The sequence below is a fragment of the Vibrio sp. ZF 223 genome (genome assembly GCF_003050585.1).
Classification (GTDB): Bacteria; Pseudomonadota; Gammaproteobacteria; order Enterobacterales; family Vibrionaceae; genus Vibrio; species Vibrio crassostreae.
The window spans coordinates 51,179-66,515 of the sequence record NZ_PIGB01000008.1; the positions used below are offsets into that span (position 1 = coordinate 51,179).

Sequence of the window (15,337 nt, forward strand, 5' to 3'; positions counted from 1 at the left end):
GCCTACTTGAGCGTCGCTCGATGTAAATACACGGTGACTGGACTAGTAGATGCAATAAGCTTGCCGCTTCTATGTGCTTGAATTGCAATGGTGTGAGTACCTCGATCGATACCTTTTAATTCCCAGTTAGGTTGGGTTTGAGGAGCGCCATAACGACGGCCATCGAGCATTAATTGTAACTGCTCTCCAATACCAAGTTTTCGGTTGAGCTCTATCTGAATCGAGATTAACCCACGGTTGCTACGAATAGTTTGGTCATGAACTGGAGTCAACATGGTGAGTACTAATTGAGTGGGAACCTCGCGCTCTGTGGTTTCTGTTTCTGCCTGAGTTTTAGCTGGCGTTGCCGTTTTAGTTGTAGATGAAGCCGCGGCGTCAACCGGAGTCGAGGCCTCAAATTTAGGAGCGGGTGCTGCAGCTTGCACATCTGGCAGGCGAAGGGCTTCGGCATCTTGAGCGCTAGGGTTATCACTAAAGTGGAGCACGCCTTCTTCATCTACCCAGGTATACACTGTTTGAGCTGAGCATGAGAGTGCGACTGTTAACCCGATCAGGAACAGTATATTTTTCATATCGTTAGCCTCTTTTTCACCGTTAGATGATTTCACGTTTGGCGTTGGTTTTATTGTATTTCGCGCGACAGCCTCTGAGGGCTTTTGTCTAAGGTATGTTACGAGGAGGGGAGCGTCGAGAGAATATAAAAAAGGCCCGCCTGCGAGGCGAGCCTAATATTTAGTCAGCGATTCTTACAAGGTTGCAGTAAGAAATAGCTTATCTCTACTGGAGATTAAACTGAGTAGTACAGTTCAAACTCAAGTGGGTGTGTAGCCATGTTCACGCGTTGTACGTCGTCAGATTTCAGAGTGATGTAAGAATCAATGAAGTCGTCAGAGAATACGCCGCCAGCTGTTAGGAACTCACGGTCTTCGCTAAGCGCTGCTAGAGCTTCTTGTAGAGATTCTGCAACTGTTGGGATTTCAGCAGCTTCTTCTGCAGGAAGGTCGTATAGATCTTTATCCATAGCTTCGCCTGGGTGAATCTTGTTCTTGATGCCGTCAAGGCCAGCCATAAGCATTGCTGAGTAGCATAGGTATGGGTTAGCTGCTGGGTCACCAAAACGTAGCTCGATACGACGTGCTTTAGGGCTTGGTACTACTGGGATACGGATAGAAGCAGAACGGTTACGTGCTGAGTAAGCAAGCATTACAGGTGCTTCGAAACCAGGTACAAGACGCTTGTACGAGTTAGTTGATGGGTTAGCAAACGCGTTGATTGCACGAGCGTGCTTGATTACACCACCGATGTAGTAAAGAGCCATTTCAGATAGGCCGCCGTACTTATCACCAGCAAACAGGTTAACACCGTCTTTTGCTAGAGATTGGTGAACGTGCATACCAGAACCGTTATCACCAACTAGTGGCTTAGGCATGAATGTCGCTGTTTTACCAAATGCGTGAGCAACGTTGTGTACAACGTACTTGTAGATTTGAGTTTCATCAGCTTTCGCTGTTAGCGTGTTGAAGCGAGTAGCGATTTCGTTTTGACCCGCAGTTGCTACTTCGTGGTGGTGAGCTTCAACTACTAGGCCCATCTCTTCCATTACTAGACACATTGCTGAACGGATGTCTTGAGATGAATCTACAGGAGCTACTGGGAAGTAACCGCCTTTAACGCCAGGACGGTGACCTTTGTTACCACCTTCGAATTCAGTACCTGTGTTCCAAGCTGCTTCTACGTCGTCGATCTTGAAGAAAGAACCAGACATGTCGTTTGAGAACTTAACGTCATCAAATAGGAAGAACTCTGGCTCTGGACCAACTAGAACTGTGTCTGCGATACCTGTAGAACGTAGGTACTCTTCAGAACGTTTAGCGATAGAGCGTGGGTCACGGTCGTAGCCTTGCATTGTTGCAGGCTCAAGAATGTCACAACGGATGTTTAGTGTTGCGTCTTCTGTGAATGGGTCCAGTACAGCAGATGCTGCGTCTGGCATCATTACCATGTCAGATTCGTTAATGCCTTTCCAACCAGCTACTGAAGAGCCGTCAAACATTTTGCCTTCTTCGAAGAAGTCTGCATCAACTTGGTGAGAAGGAATAGAGATATGCTGCTCTTTACCTTTTGTATCAGTAAAACGTAAGTCGATAAATTTAACTTCGTTCTCTTGGATCAGGGATAGTACATTTTCTACTGACATCTTGGATAACCTCCAGTGTTATTAATTCGGTATTAGCTCGATTCGGTTGAAACTAGCATTGATTAATGTCTCTAAGTGCATTAATCGATGCTGATTTATCTATAGCCAAAAACGTGCCAAAAAAATTATTCCATTAATTTCAATGATTTACTTGTTTTTTGATTTTGCTTAATCTGGTTTTTGCACCAAAATGATCTTTAGTTGCACCTTGTTGGTGCAGTGGTTTATCTGTGCACCAATATGAGACATAAGCGAGCACCATTCAGCAATGAATTGCCTAAGTTGTCAATCCACTTTTTTTATTTTGCGGGAGATTTGGCTCGCCACTCGCAGGTGATGCTTTTTTAGAGTCCTACGAATTTGGCTGTTCAATACTGTACTGAATCAAAGTTAAGCGGATATGAATCGCTAATAAAGAAAAAAGCCCCGGTTCAGATCACATATTTCTGGGTTTTTGTCTAGAATCTGGTATATTATTGACCGTTTTTTAAATCAAGCTAGCGGTTATTATCCAAACTTTTGAGATAAGTGACGGCTACTTTTATGAGTGAATCGAGAATCCATGTCTACTCCACAGATTGATAAGTTAAGAAATATCGCGATCATCGCGCACGTTGACCACGGTAAAACGACTTTGGTTGATAAACTGCTACAACAGTCAGGCACTCTTGAGTCTCGTGGTGAAGCTGAAGAGCGTGTCATGGATTCGAATGACATCGAAAAAGAGCGTGGCATTACCATTCTTGCTAAGAACACAGCAATCAACTGGAATGATTACCGCATCAACATCGTAGATACTCCGGGACACGCGGACTTCGGTGGTGAAGTTGAGCGTATCATGTCTATGGTTGACTCTGTTCTGCTTATCGTTGACGCAGTTGATGGCCCAATGCCTCAAACTCGTTTCGTAACGCAAAAAGCATTCGCACACGGTCTTAAGCCAATCGTTGTAATCAACAAGATTGACCGCCCAGGCGCTCGTCCTGATTGGGTTATGGATCAAGTATTCGACCTTTTCGACAACCTAGGTGCTACTGATGAGCAACTAGACTTCACAGTTGTTTACGCTTCAGCTCTAAACGGTTGGGCAACAATGACTGAAGGCGAAACTGGCGAGAACATGGAACCATTGTTCCAAGCTGTTGTTGATACAGTAGACGCGCCTGCAGTTGACCTTGACGGTCCACTACAAATGCAAATTTCGCAACTTGATTACAGCTCTTACGTAGGTGTTATCGGTGTTGCTCGTGTTACTCGTGGTTCTGTTAAGCCAAACCAACAAGTAACTATCGTAAATGCAGAAGGCAAAAAACGTAACGGTAAAGTAGGTACAGTTCTTGGTTACCTAGGTCTTGACCGTCACGAAGTTGAGCAAGCTAACGCTGGCGACATCATTGCAATCACTGGTCTTGGTGAGCTGAAAATTTCAGACACTATCTGTGACGTAAACAATGTTGAAGCAATGACTCCGCTTTCTGTTGATGAACCAACAGTAACAATGACGTTCCAAGTAAACACTTCTCCGTTCGCGGGTAAAGAAGGTAAGTTCGTTACTTCACGTAACATCCTTGAGCGTCTAGAGAAAGAACTAGTACACAACGTTGCACTACGTGTTGAAGAAACTGATAACCCAGATCGTTTCCGTGTTTCAGGTCGTGGTGAACTTCACCTATCTATCCTGATCGAAAACATGCGTCGTGAAGGTTTCGAGCTAGCTGTATCTCGTCCAGAAGTTATCATCAAGAAAGACGAAGATGGCAACCTAACTGAACCGTTTGAAACTGTGACTATCGACGTGCTTGAAGAGCACCAAGGTGGCATCATGGAAAACATCGGTCTACGTAAAGGTGAGCTAACTGATATGTCTCCAGATGGCAAAGGCCGTGTTCGCATGGACTTCATGATGCCTTCTCGTGGTCTTATCGGTTTCCAAACTGAGTTCCTAACGCTAACGTCTGGTTCTGGTCTTCTTTACCACTCATTTGATCACTACGGTCCTCACAAAGGCGGCGTAATTGGTCAACGTAACAACGGTGTTCTAATCTCGAACGCTACTGGTAAAGCTCTGACTTACGCACTATTCAACCTACAAGAACGTGGTCGTCTATTTGCTGAGCACGCGGATGAAGTATACGAAGGTCAAATCATCGGTATTCATAACCGTTCAAACGACCTAACAGTAAACTGTCTGAAAGGTAAGCAGCTAACGAACGTTCGTGCATCAGGTACTGATGAAGCACAGGTTCTTTCGCCACCTATCCGTCACACTCTAGAGCAAGCTCTTGAGTTCATCGACGAAGACGAACTAGTAGAAGTAACGCCAGTAAGCATTCGTATCCGTAAGAAGCTTCTTACTGAAAACGAACGTAAGCGTGCAGCACGTCCAGCTAAGGCTTAATTGCCAGCTGACCAGCTTCTAGCTAATTAAGAAAGCCCTGAGTAGCCTAGCTGCTCGGGGCTTTTGTTTTATATGGCATTAGGATAGATACGGGTAAACGAGATGCGGGATACGAAGAGCGTGTTCCATACCTATTCATCGAATCGTCATTCCAGAATCGAGGGACGAGATATCTGGAATCTTTTTACGGCATGGAAGAGATTCCCTATCACGCTCGTTCCTCGCTGTAGGGAATGACGGTGGTTTGTTTAGTGCGAGTAGACGAGATGCGTGATACGAAGAGCGTGTTTTATATCTACTCATCGAATCGTCATTCCAGAATTGAGGGACGAGATATCTGGAATCTAGCTTTTGATTCCTAGGTGGCTTTCAACGAATTGAACTCGCTCAGCTACCGACATAAATGGCACTTCAACGATCTCATAACCTAGCTCTTGATAGACGTTGACCAGCGCGTAGTGAATCTCTAATGCTTCTTCAAAGGGGTAAGGGCGCACTTCATCTTGAACATAAATCGAAGCCTCTGGTCGGCAGAACAAGACTTGTGAGTGATAACCCTTGCTTGCTTCTCGGTAAGTCGCATCTATATCTAGTTTAGCCTGAGCCAAATAGCCACCGATATCTGGAATAGCGCGATCGAGAAATGCAGTTGGGTGCTGCCTCGCTTGCTCTTTCTGCTCGCTCATTACACCTAAACATAGCTGAGCAAAGCCCGGAAGGTCTAACCAAGGCAAGATACCGTTTTCAAGCTGACTTTGTTCTTCGATCAGCTGGCGAGAGGACTCTGCGAAGGTTGGGTAACCCATGTCACCCAAGGCATTAATCAGAGTTGTTTTTCCGGCTCCGGGACCGCCAGTAATAATGATTGGGTTCATACGGGCTTATCTTGATTCGTTTCTACTGATGTTATTTTTGGTTCAGCTGAGCTAGGAATTTATCTGATTCTGCGATGGCAGCATTCATCTGCTTAATCGCGTAGGCGATGTCTTTTTCTAAGCTCATGAACTCGCCTTGCAGTGAACCAACCGCACTCGCATTGAGGTTGTGCTTGAGATAAAGCGTGTTGTCGCGAAGAGTGTTCAGTACCGGATCCATTTTCTTCTCAGCTCTTTTCATTGCTGATAGCATGGTTTGGTAAGACGATTTGGTTTCACGCAGCTTTTTCTCACTTGAACGACGCAGTGAATCACTGGTGTAGAGATCTAACTCACCCTGCCACTCTTCAAATAGCGCATCGGACACATCTTCAATCGCAGCAATGCGGTCACTGACATTTTGTGCGGCTTTCTCGCTGTCTTGGTATTTATCATTAATCTTGTTGTACATGTCTTCAAGGTCGCCACCACTGAAGTTAGTCAGGCTACTCAAGGCTTCAAGTGCGCTGGTAAATTCTTCCTGAGCATCCTGCTGAGACTCTTTCGCGTCTTCTACTCTGTCGACCATAATGTCACGTTTGTGGTAACCCACTTGCTCCATTGCGGAGTAATAAGCGGATTGGCATCCAGTAAGAGTAAAAATAGAGAGGACTATAACTATTAAATAAGGCATCCTAGTTTCCTATAGTTAAATAATATCAATCGTAGTAAATAACTGCTCAATCTAGCTTGTTAAAATGCTCGATAACGGCGTTAGAATTTTTGATTGTAGAATGACTACTTATCGAAACTATTCTTTGCCGAGAAGGGCTTCCTTGTTCTCAAGCCTTTTTCCTACGCTATTTTTGAACATTTACTTACTGTGATTAATATAACGGAATAATAATTAGGACTATGAACGAGTTACCAGGGAGTTACAAGTTGAAGATAAAAAAGGTCGCCACACTCAGTATTCAGTTTTCTCGCTATCTTTTGGCGCGCATGACGCATGATAGAGTCAACGTGAATGCGGGGTACTTGGCGTACATTACCTTGCTCTCAATTGTGCCGATGTTGACGGTTTTGCTCTCTATCTTGTCGTCATTCTCAGTCTTTGCTGATGTTGGCGTGGTGATTCAAAATTTCGTCATTACCAACTTTGTTCCAGCATCAGGAGATGCGGTGCACGGTGCTTTGTTAGAGTTCGTTGCCAATACCGGCAAGATGACGGCGGTAGGTAGTGTGTTCTTATTCATTGCAGCGCTGATGCTGATCTCGAATATTGATAAGAACCTAAACTACATCTGGCGAGTAACGGAAAAGCGACGTGCGGTGCTGTCTTTTTCTATGTACTGGATGGTGCTCACGCTTGGACCTATCTTGGTCGGTGCGAGTATTGCTGCAACGTCTTACGTGACATCATTGAGCTTATTGCAAAATGAGGTGGTGTCTGGTGCCTTTAATACCGTGATTCGCAAACTTCCTTTGATTCTCTCTTTCTTTGCGTTCTTCGGTCTGTACCTGCTGGTTCCCAACAAAAAGATACACTTTTCTCATGCAGCAGCGGGCTCTCTGGTTGCGGCTCTGTTGTTCGAACTCAGTAAGAAAGGCTTTGCAGCCTACATTACGCAATTCCCTTCTTACCAGTTGATTTATGGCGCATTAGCGGCAATTCCTATTCTGTTTGTTTGGGTGTATTTGTGCTGGTTGATCGTGCTGGTGGGGGCTGAGGTGACGGCCGCATTGGGTGAGCAGGAACAGTGGAGTGACTCGAAAGAAATGGTACACTCGTCGGATAAAGACAAAATCACAGAGCAAGGAAACAACAGTGATAGCACTGATCCAGAGAGTAAGTGAAGCTGCCGTCCGTGTTGATGGCGAAGTAGTTGGTGAGATTGAGCAAGGCTTATTGGTTTTGTTAGGCGTAGAAAAAGGTGATGACGAAGCCAAAGCCAAGCGTTTGATGGAACGAGTAACTACTTATCGTGTCTTTGGAGATGAAGACGATAAAATGAACCTCAACGTGAAACAGGTAGAAGGTAAGGTATTAGTGGTGTCTCAATTCACTCTGCCAGCCGATACCAAGAAAGGGACACGAGCAGGGTTTTCTCGTGGTGCTCACCCAGAAGATGCAGAGCGTCTTTACAACTATTTCTCTGACCAATGTGAATCAGTGTTGCCAACGGAACGTGGCCGCTTCGCAGCCGACATGAAAGTGTCTTTGGTTAATGATGGCCCAGTAACATTCTGGCTGCAGGTTTAGGCTTAAAGGAATAAGCATGTTTAAACTCATAACACCGACCACCGAAAATCAGCTAAACAAGTATTACCATTTTCGTTGGCAGATGCTCCGTGAACCTTGGCGAATGCCGGTAGGTTCAGAGCGCGATGAATATGACCCAATGAGTCACCATCGTATGATTGTTGATGGCCGTGGTCGCCCGATGGCGATTGGTCGTCTGTATATCACCCCAGATCTAGAAGGTCAGATCCGCTACATGGCGGTGAAGAACTCTCGCCGAAGCAAAGGCATGGGCTCACTGATCTTGGTTGCGCTAGAGTCATTAGCGCGTCAAGAGGGCGCTAAGCGCTTGGTGTGTAATGCACGTGAAGATGCGATCTCATTCTATGAGAAGAATGAATTTGAACGTCGCGGTGAGATTAACGACCAACGTGGCCCAGTGCGTCACCAACAAATGGTTAAGCACCTTGACCCAATGGCGGATGTACTGCGCAAACCTGAATGGTGTAATGAGCTGCAGCAGCGCTGGGAACATCAGATCCCGATCAGTGACAAGATGGGCATCAAGATTAACCAATATACAGGTTACCAATTTGAGTGTAGTGCTCAACTGAATCCTAATTTGAACCCGCATAACACCATGTTTGCAGGCTCCGCCTTTACGCTTGCGACTTTAACGGGTTGGGGTATGACGTGGTTACTGATGAAAGAGCGTGGCCTGACCGGTGATATCGTATTGGCAGACAGTAATATTCGTTATCGTCATCCGGTTGAGCAAAATCCTGTTGCCTCTACTTCGTTAGACGGTATCAGTGGTGATTTAGACCGCCTCGCGTCAGGCAGAAAGGCACGTATCATCATTCACGTGACCATTCACAGCGGCGATGTGGAAGCGGTAGAGTTTACCGGTACCTATATGCTGATCCCTGATTATAAGAAAATACTATCGACGGATAGCAAGGCGAGTGAATAACTTCACGCTCGCTTGATGATAGATAGAATTATTGATTGAAAGCGCTACTCCTGAGGAGTGGCGCTTTTTTGTTGGCAGTCGTTAATCTCCGAATACTCCGCTTGGGTGAGCTTGCCTGAGATTTGATGGCATGTGTCCGATAGGGTAATCGATAGGGTGTGTTGCTCGGCTTTAAGCAAGTCGAGCTCTCCAGAAACCTCACCATTGAGCGTTTGAATCCTTTGTTCGCCTTGCTCTGCTGCCGATGCACCAATAATGTGCATCGGTTCGAGAGTGAAGCGTCCACGGTCAAAATTGGCATTGAGCTCTGGGATCTCGAATACGTTATCGGTTGAAGTTTCAGAAAGCCTGTCGTTAAAGGTCATCACGCCTTGGCGAACGCTACCAGTGAGTTGACCTGTGGTCGAATAGCCCAGCATCAGTGAGTCGCCATATAAACCTGAAGCTTGAAGTTCGAATTCGCCATAACCGGTTGCATCGAGTGGTAATTCGAGTCGCTGCAGCATAGGCGCAATAGGTAACCCATCGGCAGAAATATCTAAGCTCCATGGCTTGCTGATTTGGTTAAAGTCGAGTGTCGCATTGGCTTCAATGTAGCCATTTCTGAGAGGTGCAAACAGACGTGTCAGCGTCCATTTCCCTTGTTCGCTATTCATTTCCATCACTGGCTGAGCGCTTACAATGTTTTGGTAGCTGGCATCATTGGCGCTCGCCATTAGCTTTCCTTGCCACAAACCTAGTTTTCTATCTTGCAGCAATTGAACTTGATGCCCCTCAACATGTAACCCTGAGACCTGCCAGTAAGGTTTTTCTGCGAGTTGGATGAGTTGACTGCGTTCTATGTTAAGTCGGCTAACCTCGATGCTCTGGAGTTGTGTGAGCCAAGGGATTAGGCGAGTAGCAGGGAGGTTTTTATCTTGGCTTTCAGTAATCCATTTTATGCCTTGCAGGTCGAGTTGCGCTAATTCAATGCTGCTAGGTGTTATTTCGCCATTGAGTTGCACAGTGCCCTGCAGGAATTGAGTATAGAAATCCTCAATCAGAATCTGGTTTGCTTCTAGGTTGAGCTTGAGGCTTGGCCCGATGAACATGTCATCATCAATGGTCACTCCTTCAGCTTGCAGAGAGAAAATGGCTTTCTGTTGCTTCCACAGTTCAAAGGGTAGTTGGATATTTTCTAACGAGGCATCAAAGGCTGCGAGATGGCCACCTTTCCACTCTACATCGCTACGCAGAATATCTAGGCTGTTGATGTGGTTAATCTGAATACCTGCCACATCCCACTCTTTGCTTAGTAGGCTTTGGGTTTGCTGCTGATTGAGTCGTAAGCCATCGATGGTCACATTCACTAACGACCAATCTTGCTGATATTGCTCTGCTTGTCCGGAAATCTTAGCGCCACGCCAGTCAAACGAAGTACCATAAAGGGTGCTGTCACTCGGCTTGAGGTCCAGGTCAATCAACAGGTTATCGAATGCTTCACCTTGCCAATATAACTGCGAGGCTGAAAGTTGGGTTTTGCCATAAGGTAGCAGTGAGTTTTGGTTATCCCACACGGGGCCGGCGATCTGAAGGTTGATGCCTCGTGCATTAAAGTCTGGAGTCGAGAAATCTAGATTATTGATCGCTAGCTGACGGAGCTTGAGGTTTGGTTGGGTAAACACTGATGTGAATGTGTCTAGATCGTTGGCTTCTAACTGCAGTCCGCTGATCAATACAGAGTCCAAAACCAGCTTAGTTTCAAGAATAGAGTCTGGGCTGAACCAGATGTCGACCTTGTCGATATACAGGGGTGGTTGTTTTTCCGATTGGCTTTGGGTGATGCCCATCAAGGTGATGTGATAAGGCGCCTGATACTCAACATCTTCAATGAGCACAGGTTGTTCAATCGTATGCTTGATAAAAAAGTTAGCAACATCGGCGCGGTATTGGGTTTGTAGGCTTAACAGCAATGCTGCGATAAACGCAACGGCGATAGCCAACACAATGCCGAACACCATCAATACCTTTTTCATTCCCTGAAAGCCTTAAATCTCAATAGTCTTAAAACAGAGTGGAACAAAAAGGGTCAAGCATCAACAAAAAAGCCCCTCAAAAGAGGGGCTTGCTACAAAAATATCATTTTAAATAGGACGTTCGCTTTTGGCTAAGCCCGAGCAGATGGTTGGATTAGTCCAGTTGAGGACCAGCGGCAACAAGTGACTTACCTTCAGCGTTGTCTGTGTACTTGTCAAAGTTGTTGATGAAGCGTTCGGCTAGATCTTTCGCTTTGCTTTCCCATTGTAGTGGGTCAGTGTACGTGTCGCGTGGGTCAAGAATCGCTGGGTCAACATCGTGTAGCGCTAGTGGCACTTCTAGGTTGAACATAGGGATAACCTTAGTATCAGCCTTGTCGATAGAGCCATCTAGGATTGCGTCGATGATGCCACGAGTATCTTGAATAGAGATACGCTTGCCTGTGCCGTTCCAACCTGTGTTCACTAGGTAAGCTTCAGCGCCAGCTGCTTCCATACGTTTCACGAGCACTTCAGCGTACTGAGTTGGGTGAAGAGTAAGGAACGCCGCACCAAATGCCGCAGAGAATGTTGGTGTTGGCTCAGTAATACCACGCTCAGTACCTGCTAGTTTCGCAGTGAAGCCAGATAGGAAGTGGTACTTCGTTTGCTCTGGAGTCAGTTTAGAAACTGGTGGTAGTACACCGAATGCATCAGCAGTCAGGAAGATAACTTTTTGAGCATGGCCTGCTTTTGATACTGGTTTAACGATGTTATCGATGTGGTGAATCGGGTAAGAAACACGAGTGTTCTCAGTTTTTGAACCGTCATCAAAGTCGATAGAACCATCACCACGAACCGTTACGTTTTCTAGTAGTGCGTCGCGACGGATTGCATTGTAGATTTCTGGTTCTGCTTCTTTAGATAGGCGAATGGTTTTCGCGTAACAACCACCTTCGAAGTTGAAGATGCCATCATCGTCCCAACCGTGCTCATCATCACCGATTAGCTCACGTTTAGGATCGGTTGATAGAGTTGTTTTACCTGTACCAGATAGGCCGAAGAAGATGGCTACATCGCCTTTTTCGCCGACGTTTGCACTACAGTGCATTGAAGCAATGCCTTGCAGAGGAAGCAGGTAGTTCATCATTGCGAACATGCCTTTCTTCATCTCACCGCCGTACCAAGTACCACCGATGATTTGAACGCGCTCTGTTAGGTTGAAAGCAACGAAGTTTTCAGAGTTCAGACCCTGTTTTTCCCAATTAGGGTTGGTTGTTTTAGCACCGTTCATTACCACGAAATCTGGTTCGAACGTTGCTAGCTCTTCGTCTGTTGGACGAATGAACATGTTCTTAACGAAGTGCGCTTGCCACGCTACTTCAGTGATAATACGTACACTTAAGCGCGTATCAGGGTTAGCACCACAATAACCGTCGATGACAAACAGGCGCTTGCCAGATAGCTGAGTTGTCACAAGCTCTTTCAGCTCATTCCATACTTCAGTTGTAATCGGTTTGTTGTCATTTTTGCCTTGATCTGACCACCACATGGTATCGCGGGTCGTGTCATCTTTAACAATGTACTTATCTTTTGGTGAGCGGCCAGTAAAGATACCAGTGTCTACCGCAACAGAGCCTAGTTCCGTTACTACGCCTTTTTCGTAGCCTTCCAAACCTGGCAGTGTTTCTTCAACGAATAACTGCTCGTAGCTAGGATTACGAAGAACTTCAGTAACGCCAGTCAGTCCGTGCTTAGTTAGATCAATTTGTGCAGCCTTTGTATGTTCCATAACGGTCATAGGTGCTCCTTGTAGGATATTTTGTAGGGATTTTGTATTAATTTTTTATTGTTATCTGCTCACCATGCTAGCAACGAGACTCGGGGGAAACAGGGATACAGCTCAAAAAATACCCATATTAACCATGGGGTTTTAAGCGTCTCGTCACATATTGGCCCAACTAGTCTATCCTGTACGCAAACCTTTGCGCTAGGGGTGAGAACATTATTAATTGATTAAAATTAAGCGGTGATTTTATTACGAGATGTTACGGAGTTTGCGCTATTTTGATCACAAAAAAGGCCAGCTTAGTGCTGACCTTTTTGGGGTAAATTACGTGTTTTAGGTACGCCGTAAATTAATGAACCGTATTGCTGCCTTTATCTGCTGCTTCTGCGTACAGTGCGTCAACATCGTTCTTGTCGAACGAGTAGTTTGTGCCACAATAATCGCAGTGCAGACCAACGCTTCCTTCGGTACTTAGGATGTCGTAGATCTCTTCTTGAGCAACGGTAATGATTGCAGCTGCGCTTCGATCGCGTGAACAGCCGCAGAAGAACTCAACCGGTTGTGGTGTGAATAGCTGTACTTTCTCTTGGTTGTACAAACGGTAAAGCAGTTCGTTTGCTTCAAGAGAAAATAGCTCTTCGTTTTTCACTGTATCTGTCAGTTGCTCTAGGTGCTCGAAGTCGTCTGGTGTGCCAGTGCCGTCAGGCATAACTTGCAGCAACATACCTGCAGCATGTGCTTTGCCTTCGTGCTCACCAGTACGTAGCCATAGACGAGTCTTAAGCTGCTCAGAGTTTGCGAAGTAACCTTCAAGTACTTCAGCTAGTGTGTCGCCTTCAAGACCAACTATACCTTGGTAGCGCTCACCTTTCTTAGGATCGATAGTGATCACTAGGTGACCTTTACCCATTAGGTCGTGTAGACCTGCGTCATCTGCGATATCGCCTTCAAAACGAGCAACACCACGGATCTTCTGATCGTGGTCGCCATTGATAACTGCTAGAGATACAGGGCCGTCACCTTGCAATTGCATCGTGATAGAACCTTCAAACTTTAAGGTCGCAGTTAATAGCGTTGTTGATACCAATAGCTCGCCCAGTAGTTTTTGCACTGGTGCTGGGTATTCCTTGCTAGAAATAATCTGTTGGTACGCTTCATCCATTTGTACCAATTCACCACGTACTGATAGGTCTTCAAATAGGTAGCGATTTAAAACATTACTTGTAGACATTGGGTCTGCCATTTGGCTATTCCTTCTAGCTTATTGAGTCTTGAACTTAATGATGTCACGACGTTGCTTCTTATCAGGGCGACGCTCTGGAGCTGGGTTATGAGCATTCAGTTTACGCTGTGTCGCAAACTCTTCTCTTTTTGCCAAGCTCTCGGTGGTTTCTTCATAGAGGGTTTGAGCGATTGGAGCTCCACCACGATGAGCAGAGATTTTCTCGATAGTCACCGTCTTTTCTTCATTACCTTGGCGCAGTGTAATCACAGCCCCAAGTTCGACAATTTTACTTGGCTTGCTGCGCTGACCATTATAGTGGACTTTGCCACCATCGACCATGTTACGAGCAATGGACCGAGTTTTGTAAAAGCGTGCTGCCCACAACCATTTATCGAGTCTGACAGCTTCATTAGCAGTTTTCATATAGGGCAGTGCCTTATTTAGTAAGAAATGAATGCGGTTTAACTGTAATGAACAGTGCGCAACATGTTTTTGATGATGCTTATCACATTAGGTAGAGGTTTTATGTGGAGGCGGTTGGCATTTTTTTCAAGTCATAATACAAAATAGCCATGTTATGCCGATTTATCGATTTGCTATGATATAGTTTAAGATCTTATTGCTTAAATAAGCTTGGTATCGAACGAATGAATAAAAAAGCTGAAAGTTTAATGATTTGCAGCGTTTGTCGTCATGAAAAGGGACAAGGAAAGTGAACTTTTTAGAGCTCAAAAGTCGCGTAGGTAATTCTCCTATGTTGAGCCGCTTATTAGAGAATGGGTTTGTACTTCAGCAGAAACTAAGCCTAGCGATCTGTTGTGTATTGATTGCTGCTTCCGCATGGATTTTAGGGCAGCTTGCATGGTTTATCGAACCTGCCGAGCACACCGTCGTGCCTTGGGCAGCATCGGCTTCATCGTCTTCAACGCCTCAATCGACCCTGGATATATCTTCTTTGCAGCAGAGCAACATGTTTGGAGCTTACAACCCAAGCACGCCCGCTGTAGTTGAACAGCAAGTTATTCAAGATGCGCCTAAGACAAGATTAAACCTCGTTTTAGTGGGTGCAGTCGCTAGTTCTAATCCAAAACTGAGCTTAGCAGTGATCGCGAATCGCGGCACGCAAGCGACCTACGGGATTAATGAAGAGATTGAAGGCACCCGAGCCAAGCTCAAAGCGGTATTAGTCGATCGCGTGATCATTGATAACTCAGGACGAGACGAAACCCTGATGCTTGAAGGTATTGAGTACAAGCGTTTGGCCGTATCAGCGCCTGCGTCACCTCGAGCCTCTTCTTCGGTTCGTGGTAATAACCCGGCTTCTGCAGAAGAGAAGCTTGATGAAATTAAAGCGAAGATAATGAAAGATCCGCAACAAATCTTCCAATATGTTCGACTGTCTCAGGTGAAGCGCGACGATAGTGTTATTGGTTATCGTGTGAGCCCTGGCAAAGATTCAGAACTTTTTAACTCAGTGGGGCTCCAAAACGGAGATATTGCTACTCAGTTAAATGGACAAGACCTGACAGACCCAGCCGCTATGGGCAACATATTCCGTTCTATCTCAGAGCTGACAGAGTTAAATCTCGTCGTCGAGAGAGATGGTCAACAACATGAAGTGTTTATTGAATTTTAAAACTTTGCGTCTAACGAAGGACGAAAGTG

13 protein-coding genes are annotated in these 15,337 nt (G+C 45.5%); 5 read left to right on the forward strand and 8 right to left on the reverse strand.

The features are described 5' to 3' along the window. Positions 1–2: 2 nt before the first annotated feature. Complete coding sequence (locus CWO13_RS15625; RefSeq protein WP_108083166.1) at positions 3–572, reverse strand: DUF4124 domain-containing protein; 570 nt, start codon at positions 570–572, stop codon at positions 3–5. A gap of 215 nt (positions 573–787) precedes the next feature. Beyond that, the gene (gene glnA / locus CWO13_RS15630) at positions 788–2,197 is read right to left on the reverse strand and encodes a glutamate--ammonia ligase (RefSeq protein ID WP_048661288.1); all 1,410 of its coding nucleotides are present in this window, start codon (positions 2,195–2,197) and stop codon (positions 788–790) included. A gap of 562 nt (positions 2,198–2,759) precedes the next feature. Between glnA and typA the strand changes: the two genes are divergently transcribed. Beyond that, entirely contained in the window at positions 2,760–4,595 is a 1,836-nt protein-coding gene (typA, locus tag CWO13_RS15640) for a translational GTPase TypA (protein WP_017059220.1), read from the forward strand. Between the two features lie 344 nt (positions 4,596–4,939). Here typA and CWO13_RS15645 read toward each other — a convergent pair whose 3' ends face one another. Then, complete coding sequence (locus CWO13_RS15645) at positions 4,940–5,470, reverse strand: AAA family ATPase (RefSeq protein WP_102432204.1); 531 nt, start codon at positions 5,468–5,470, stop codon at positions 4,940–4,942. 31 nt (positions 5,471–5,501) lie between these two features. After that, the gene (locus tag CWO13_RS15650) at positions 5,502–6,143 is read right to left on the reverse strand and encodes a DUF2959 domain-containing protein (RefSeq protein WP_048663052.1); all 642 of its coding nucleotides are present in this window, start codon (positions 6,141–6,143) and stop codon (positions 5,502–5,504) included. A gap of 221 nt (positions 6,144–6,364) precedes the next feature. Here CWO13_RS15650 and CWO13_RS15655 point away from each other — a divergent pair, with 221 nt between their 5' ends. From CWO13_RS15655 to CWO13_RS15665, 3 genes are read left to right on the forward strand one after another with little or no spacing between them, the layout of a single operon-like run. Beyond that, a complete protein-coding gene (locus CWO13_RS15655; RefSeq protein ID WP_080967389.1) occupies positions 6,365–7,306 on the forward strand; it encodes a virulence factor BrkB family protein in 942 nt (313 codons plus the stop codon). Continuing rightward, on the forward strand, positions 7,278–7,712 hold the full coding sequence (dtd, locus tag CWO13_RS15660; RefSeq protein ID WP_004735590.1) for a D-aminoacyl-tRNA deacylase: 435 nt from the start codon (positions 7,278–7,280) through the stop codon (positions 7,710–7,712). Before CWO13_RS15655 ends, dtd begins: the two co-directional genes overlap by 29 nt. Positions 7,713–7,728: 16 nt before the next feature. Further along, positions 7,729–8,664 carry a bifunctional GNAT family N-acetyltransferase/hotdog fold thioesterase gene (locus tag CWO13_RS15665; RefSeq protein ID WP_048661291.1) on the forward strand — a complete coding sequence of 312 codons (936 nt, stop codon included), beginning with the start codon at positions 7,729–7,731 and terminating at the stop codon, positions 8,662–8,664. Between the two features lie 44 nt (positions 8,665–8,708). Here the strand turns inward: CWO13_RS15665 and CWO13_RS15670 are convergent, their stop codons facing one another. From CWO13_RS15670 to hslR, 4 genes are all read right to left on the reverse strand, one after another. After that, positions 8,709–10,679, reverse strand: a complete 1,971-nt coding sequence (locus CWO13_RS15670; protein WP_102432203.1) for an AsmA family protein — start codon at positions 10,677–10,679, stop codon at positions 8,709–8,711. Between the two features lie 154 nt (positions 10,680–10,833). Continuing rightward, positions 10,834–12,459, reverse strand: a complete 1,626-nt coding sequence (gene pckA, locus CWO13_RS15675) for a phosphoenolpyruvate carboxykinase (ATP) (protein WP_048661293.1) — start codon at positions 12,457–12,459, stop codon at positions 10,834–10,836. Between the two features lie 337 nt (positions 12,460–12,796). Then, positions 12,797–13,690, reverse strand: a complete 894-nt coding sequence (gene hslO / locus CWO13_RS15680; protein WP_048669600.1) for an Hsp33 family molecular chaperone HslO — start codon at positions 13,688–13,690, stop codon at positions 12,797–12,799. 18 nt (positions 13,691–13,708) lie between these two features. Beyond that, complete coding sequence (gene hslR, locus CWO13_RS15685) at positions 13,709–14,095, reverse strand: ribosome-associated heat shock protein Hsp15 (protein WP_048663055.1); 387 nt, start codon at positions 14,093–14,095, stop codon at positions 13,709–13,711. A gap of 331 nt (positions 14,096–14,426) precedes the next feature. On the opposite strand from hslR, the gene gspC reads away from it, so the two are divergent. Next, positions 14,427–15,308, forward strand: a complete 882-nt coding sequence (gene gspC, locus CWO13_RS15690) for a type II secretion system protein GspC (protein WP_102432202.1) — start codon at positions 14,427–14,429, stop codon at positions 15,306–15,308. Positions 15,309–15,337 lie beyond the last annotated feature (29 nt).

What these genes read in the sequence shown, in the direction of transcription:
- CWO13_RS15625 (WP_108083166.1), bottom strand. Translation starts at nt 572, where the DNA reads ATGAAAAATATACTGTTCCTGATCGGGTTAACAGTCGCACTCTCATGC.
- glnA (WP_048661288.1), bottom strand. Translation starts at nt 2,197, where the DNA reads ATGTCAGTAGAAAATGTACTATCCCTGATCCAAGAGAACGAAGTTAAA.
- typA (WP_017059220.1), top strand. Translation starts at nt 2,760, where the DNA reads ATGTCTACTCCACAGATTGATAAGTTAAGAAATATCGCGATCATCGCG.
- CWO13_RS15645 (WP_102432204.1), bottom strand. Translation starts at nt 5,470, where the DNA reads ATGAACCCAATCATTATTACTGGCGGTCCCGGAGCCGGAAAAACAACT.
- CWO13_RS15650 (WP_048663052.1), bottom strand. Translation starts at nt 6,143, where the DNA reads ATGCCTTATTTAATAGTTATAGTCCTCTCTATTTTTACTCTTACTGGA.
- CWO13_RS15655 (WP_080967389.1), top strand. Translation starts at nt 6,365, where the DNA reads ATGAACGAGTTACCAGGGAGTTACAAGTTGAAGATAAAAAAGGTCGCC.
- CWO13_RS15665 (WP_048661291.1), top strand. Translation starts at nt 7,729, where the DNA reads ATGTTTAAACTCATAACACCGACCACCGAAAATCAGCTAAACAAGTAT.
- CWO13_RS15670 (WP_102432203.1), bottom strand. Translation starts at nt 10,679, where the DNA reads ATGAAAAAGGTATTGATGGTGTTCGGCATTGTGTTGGCTATCGCCGTT.
- pckA (WP_048661293.1), bottom strand. Translation starts at nt 12,459, where the DNA reads ATGACCGTTATGGAACATACAAAGGCTGCACAAATTGATCTAACTAAG.
- hslO (WP_048669600.1), bottom strand. Translation starts at nt 13,690, where the DNA reads ATGGCAGACCCAATGTCTACAAGTAATGTTTTAAATCGCTACCTATTT.
- hslR (WP_048663055.1), bottom strand. Translation starts at nt 14,095, where the DNA reads ATGAAAACTGCTAATGAAGCTGTCAGACTCGATAAATGGTTGTGGGCA.
- gspC (WP_102432202.1), top strand. Translation starts at nt 14,427, where the DNA reads ATGTTGAGCCGCTTATTAGAGAATGGGTTTGTACTTCAGCAGAAACTA.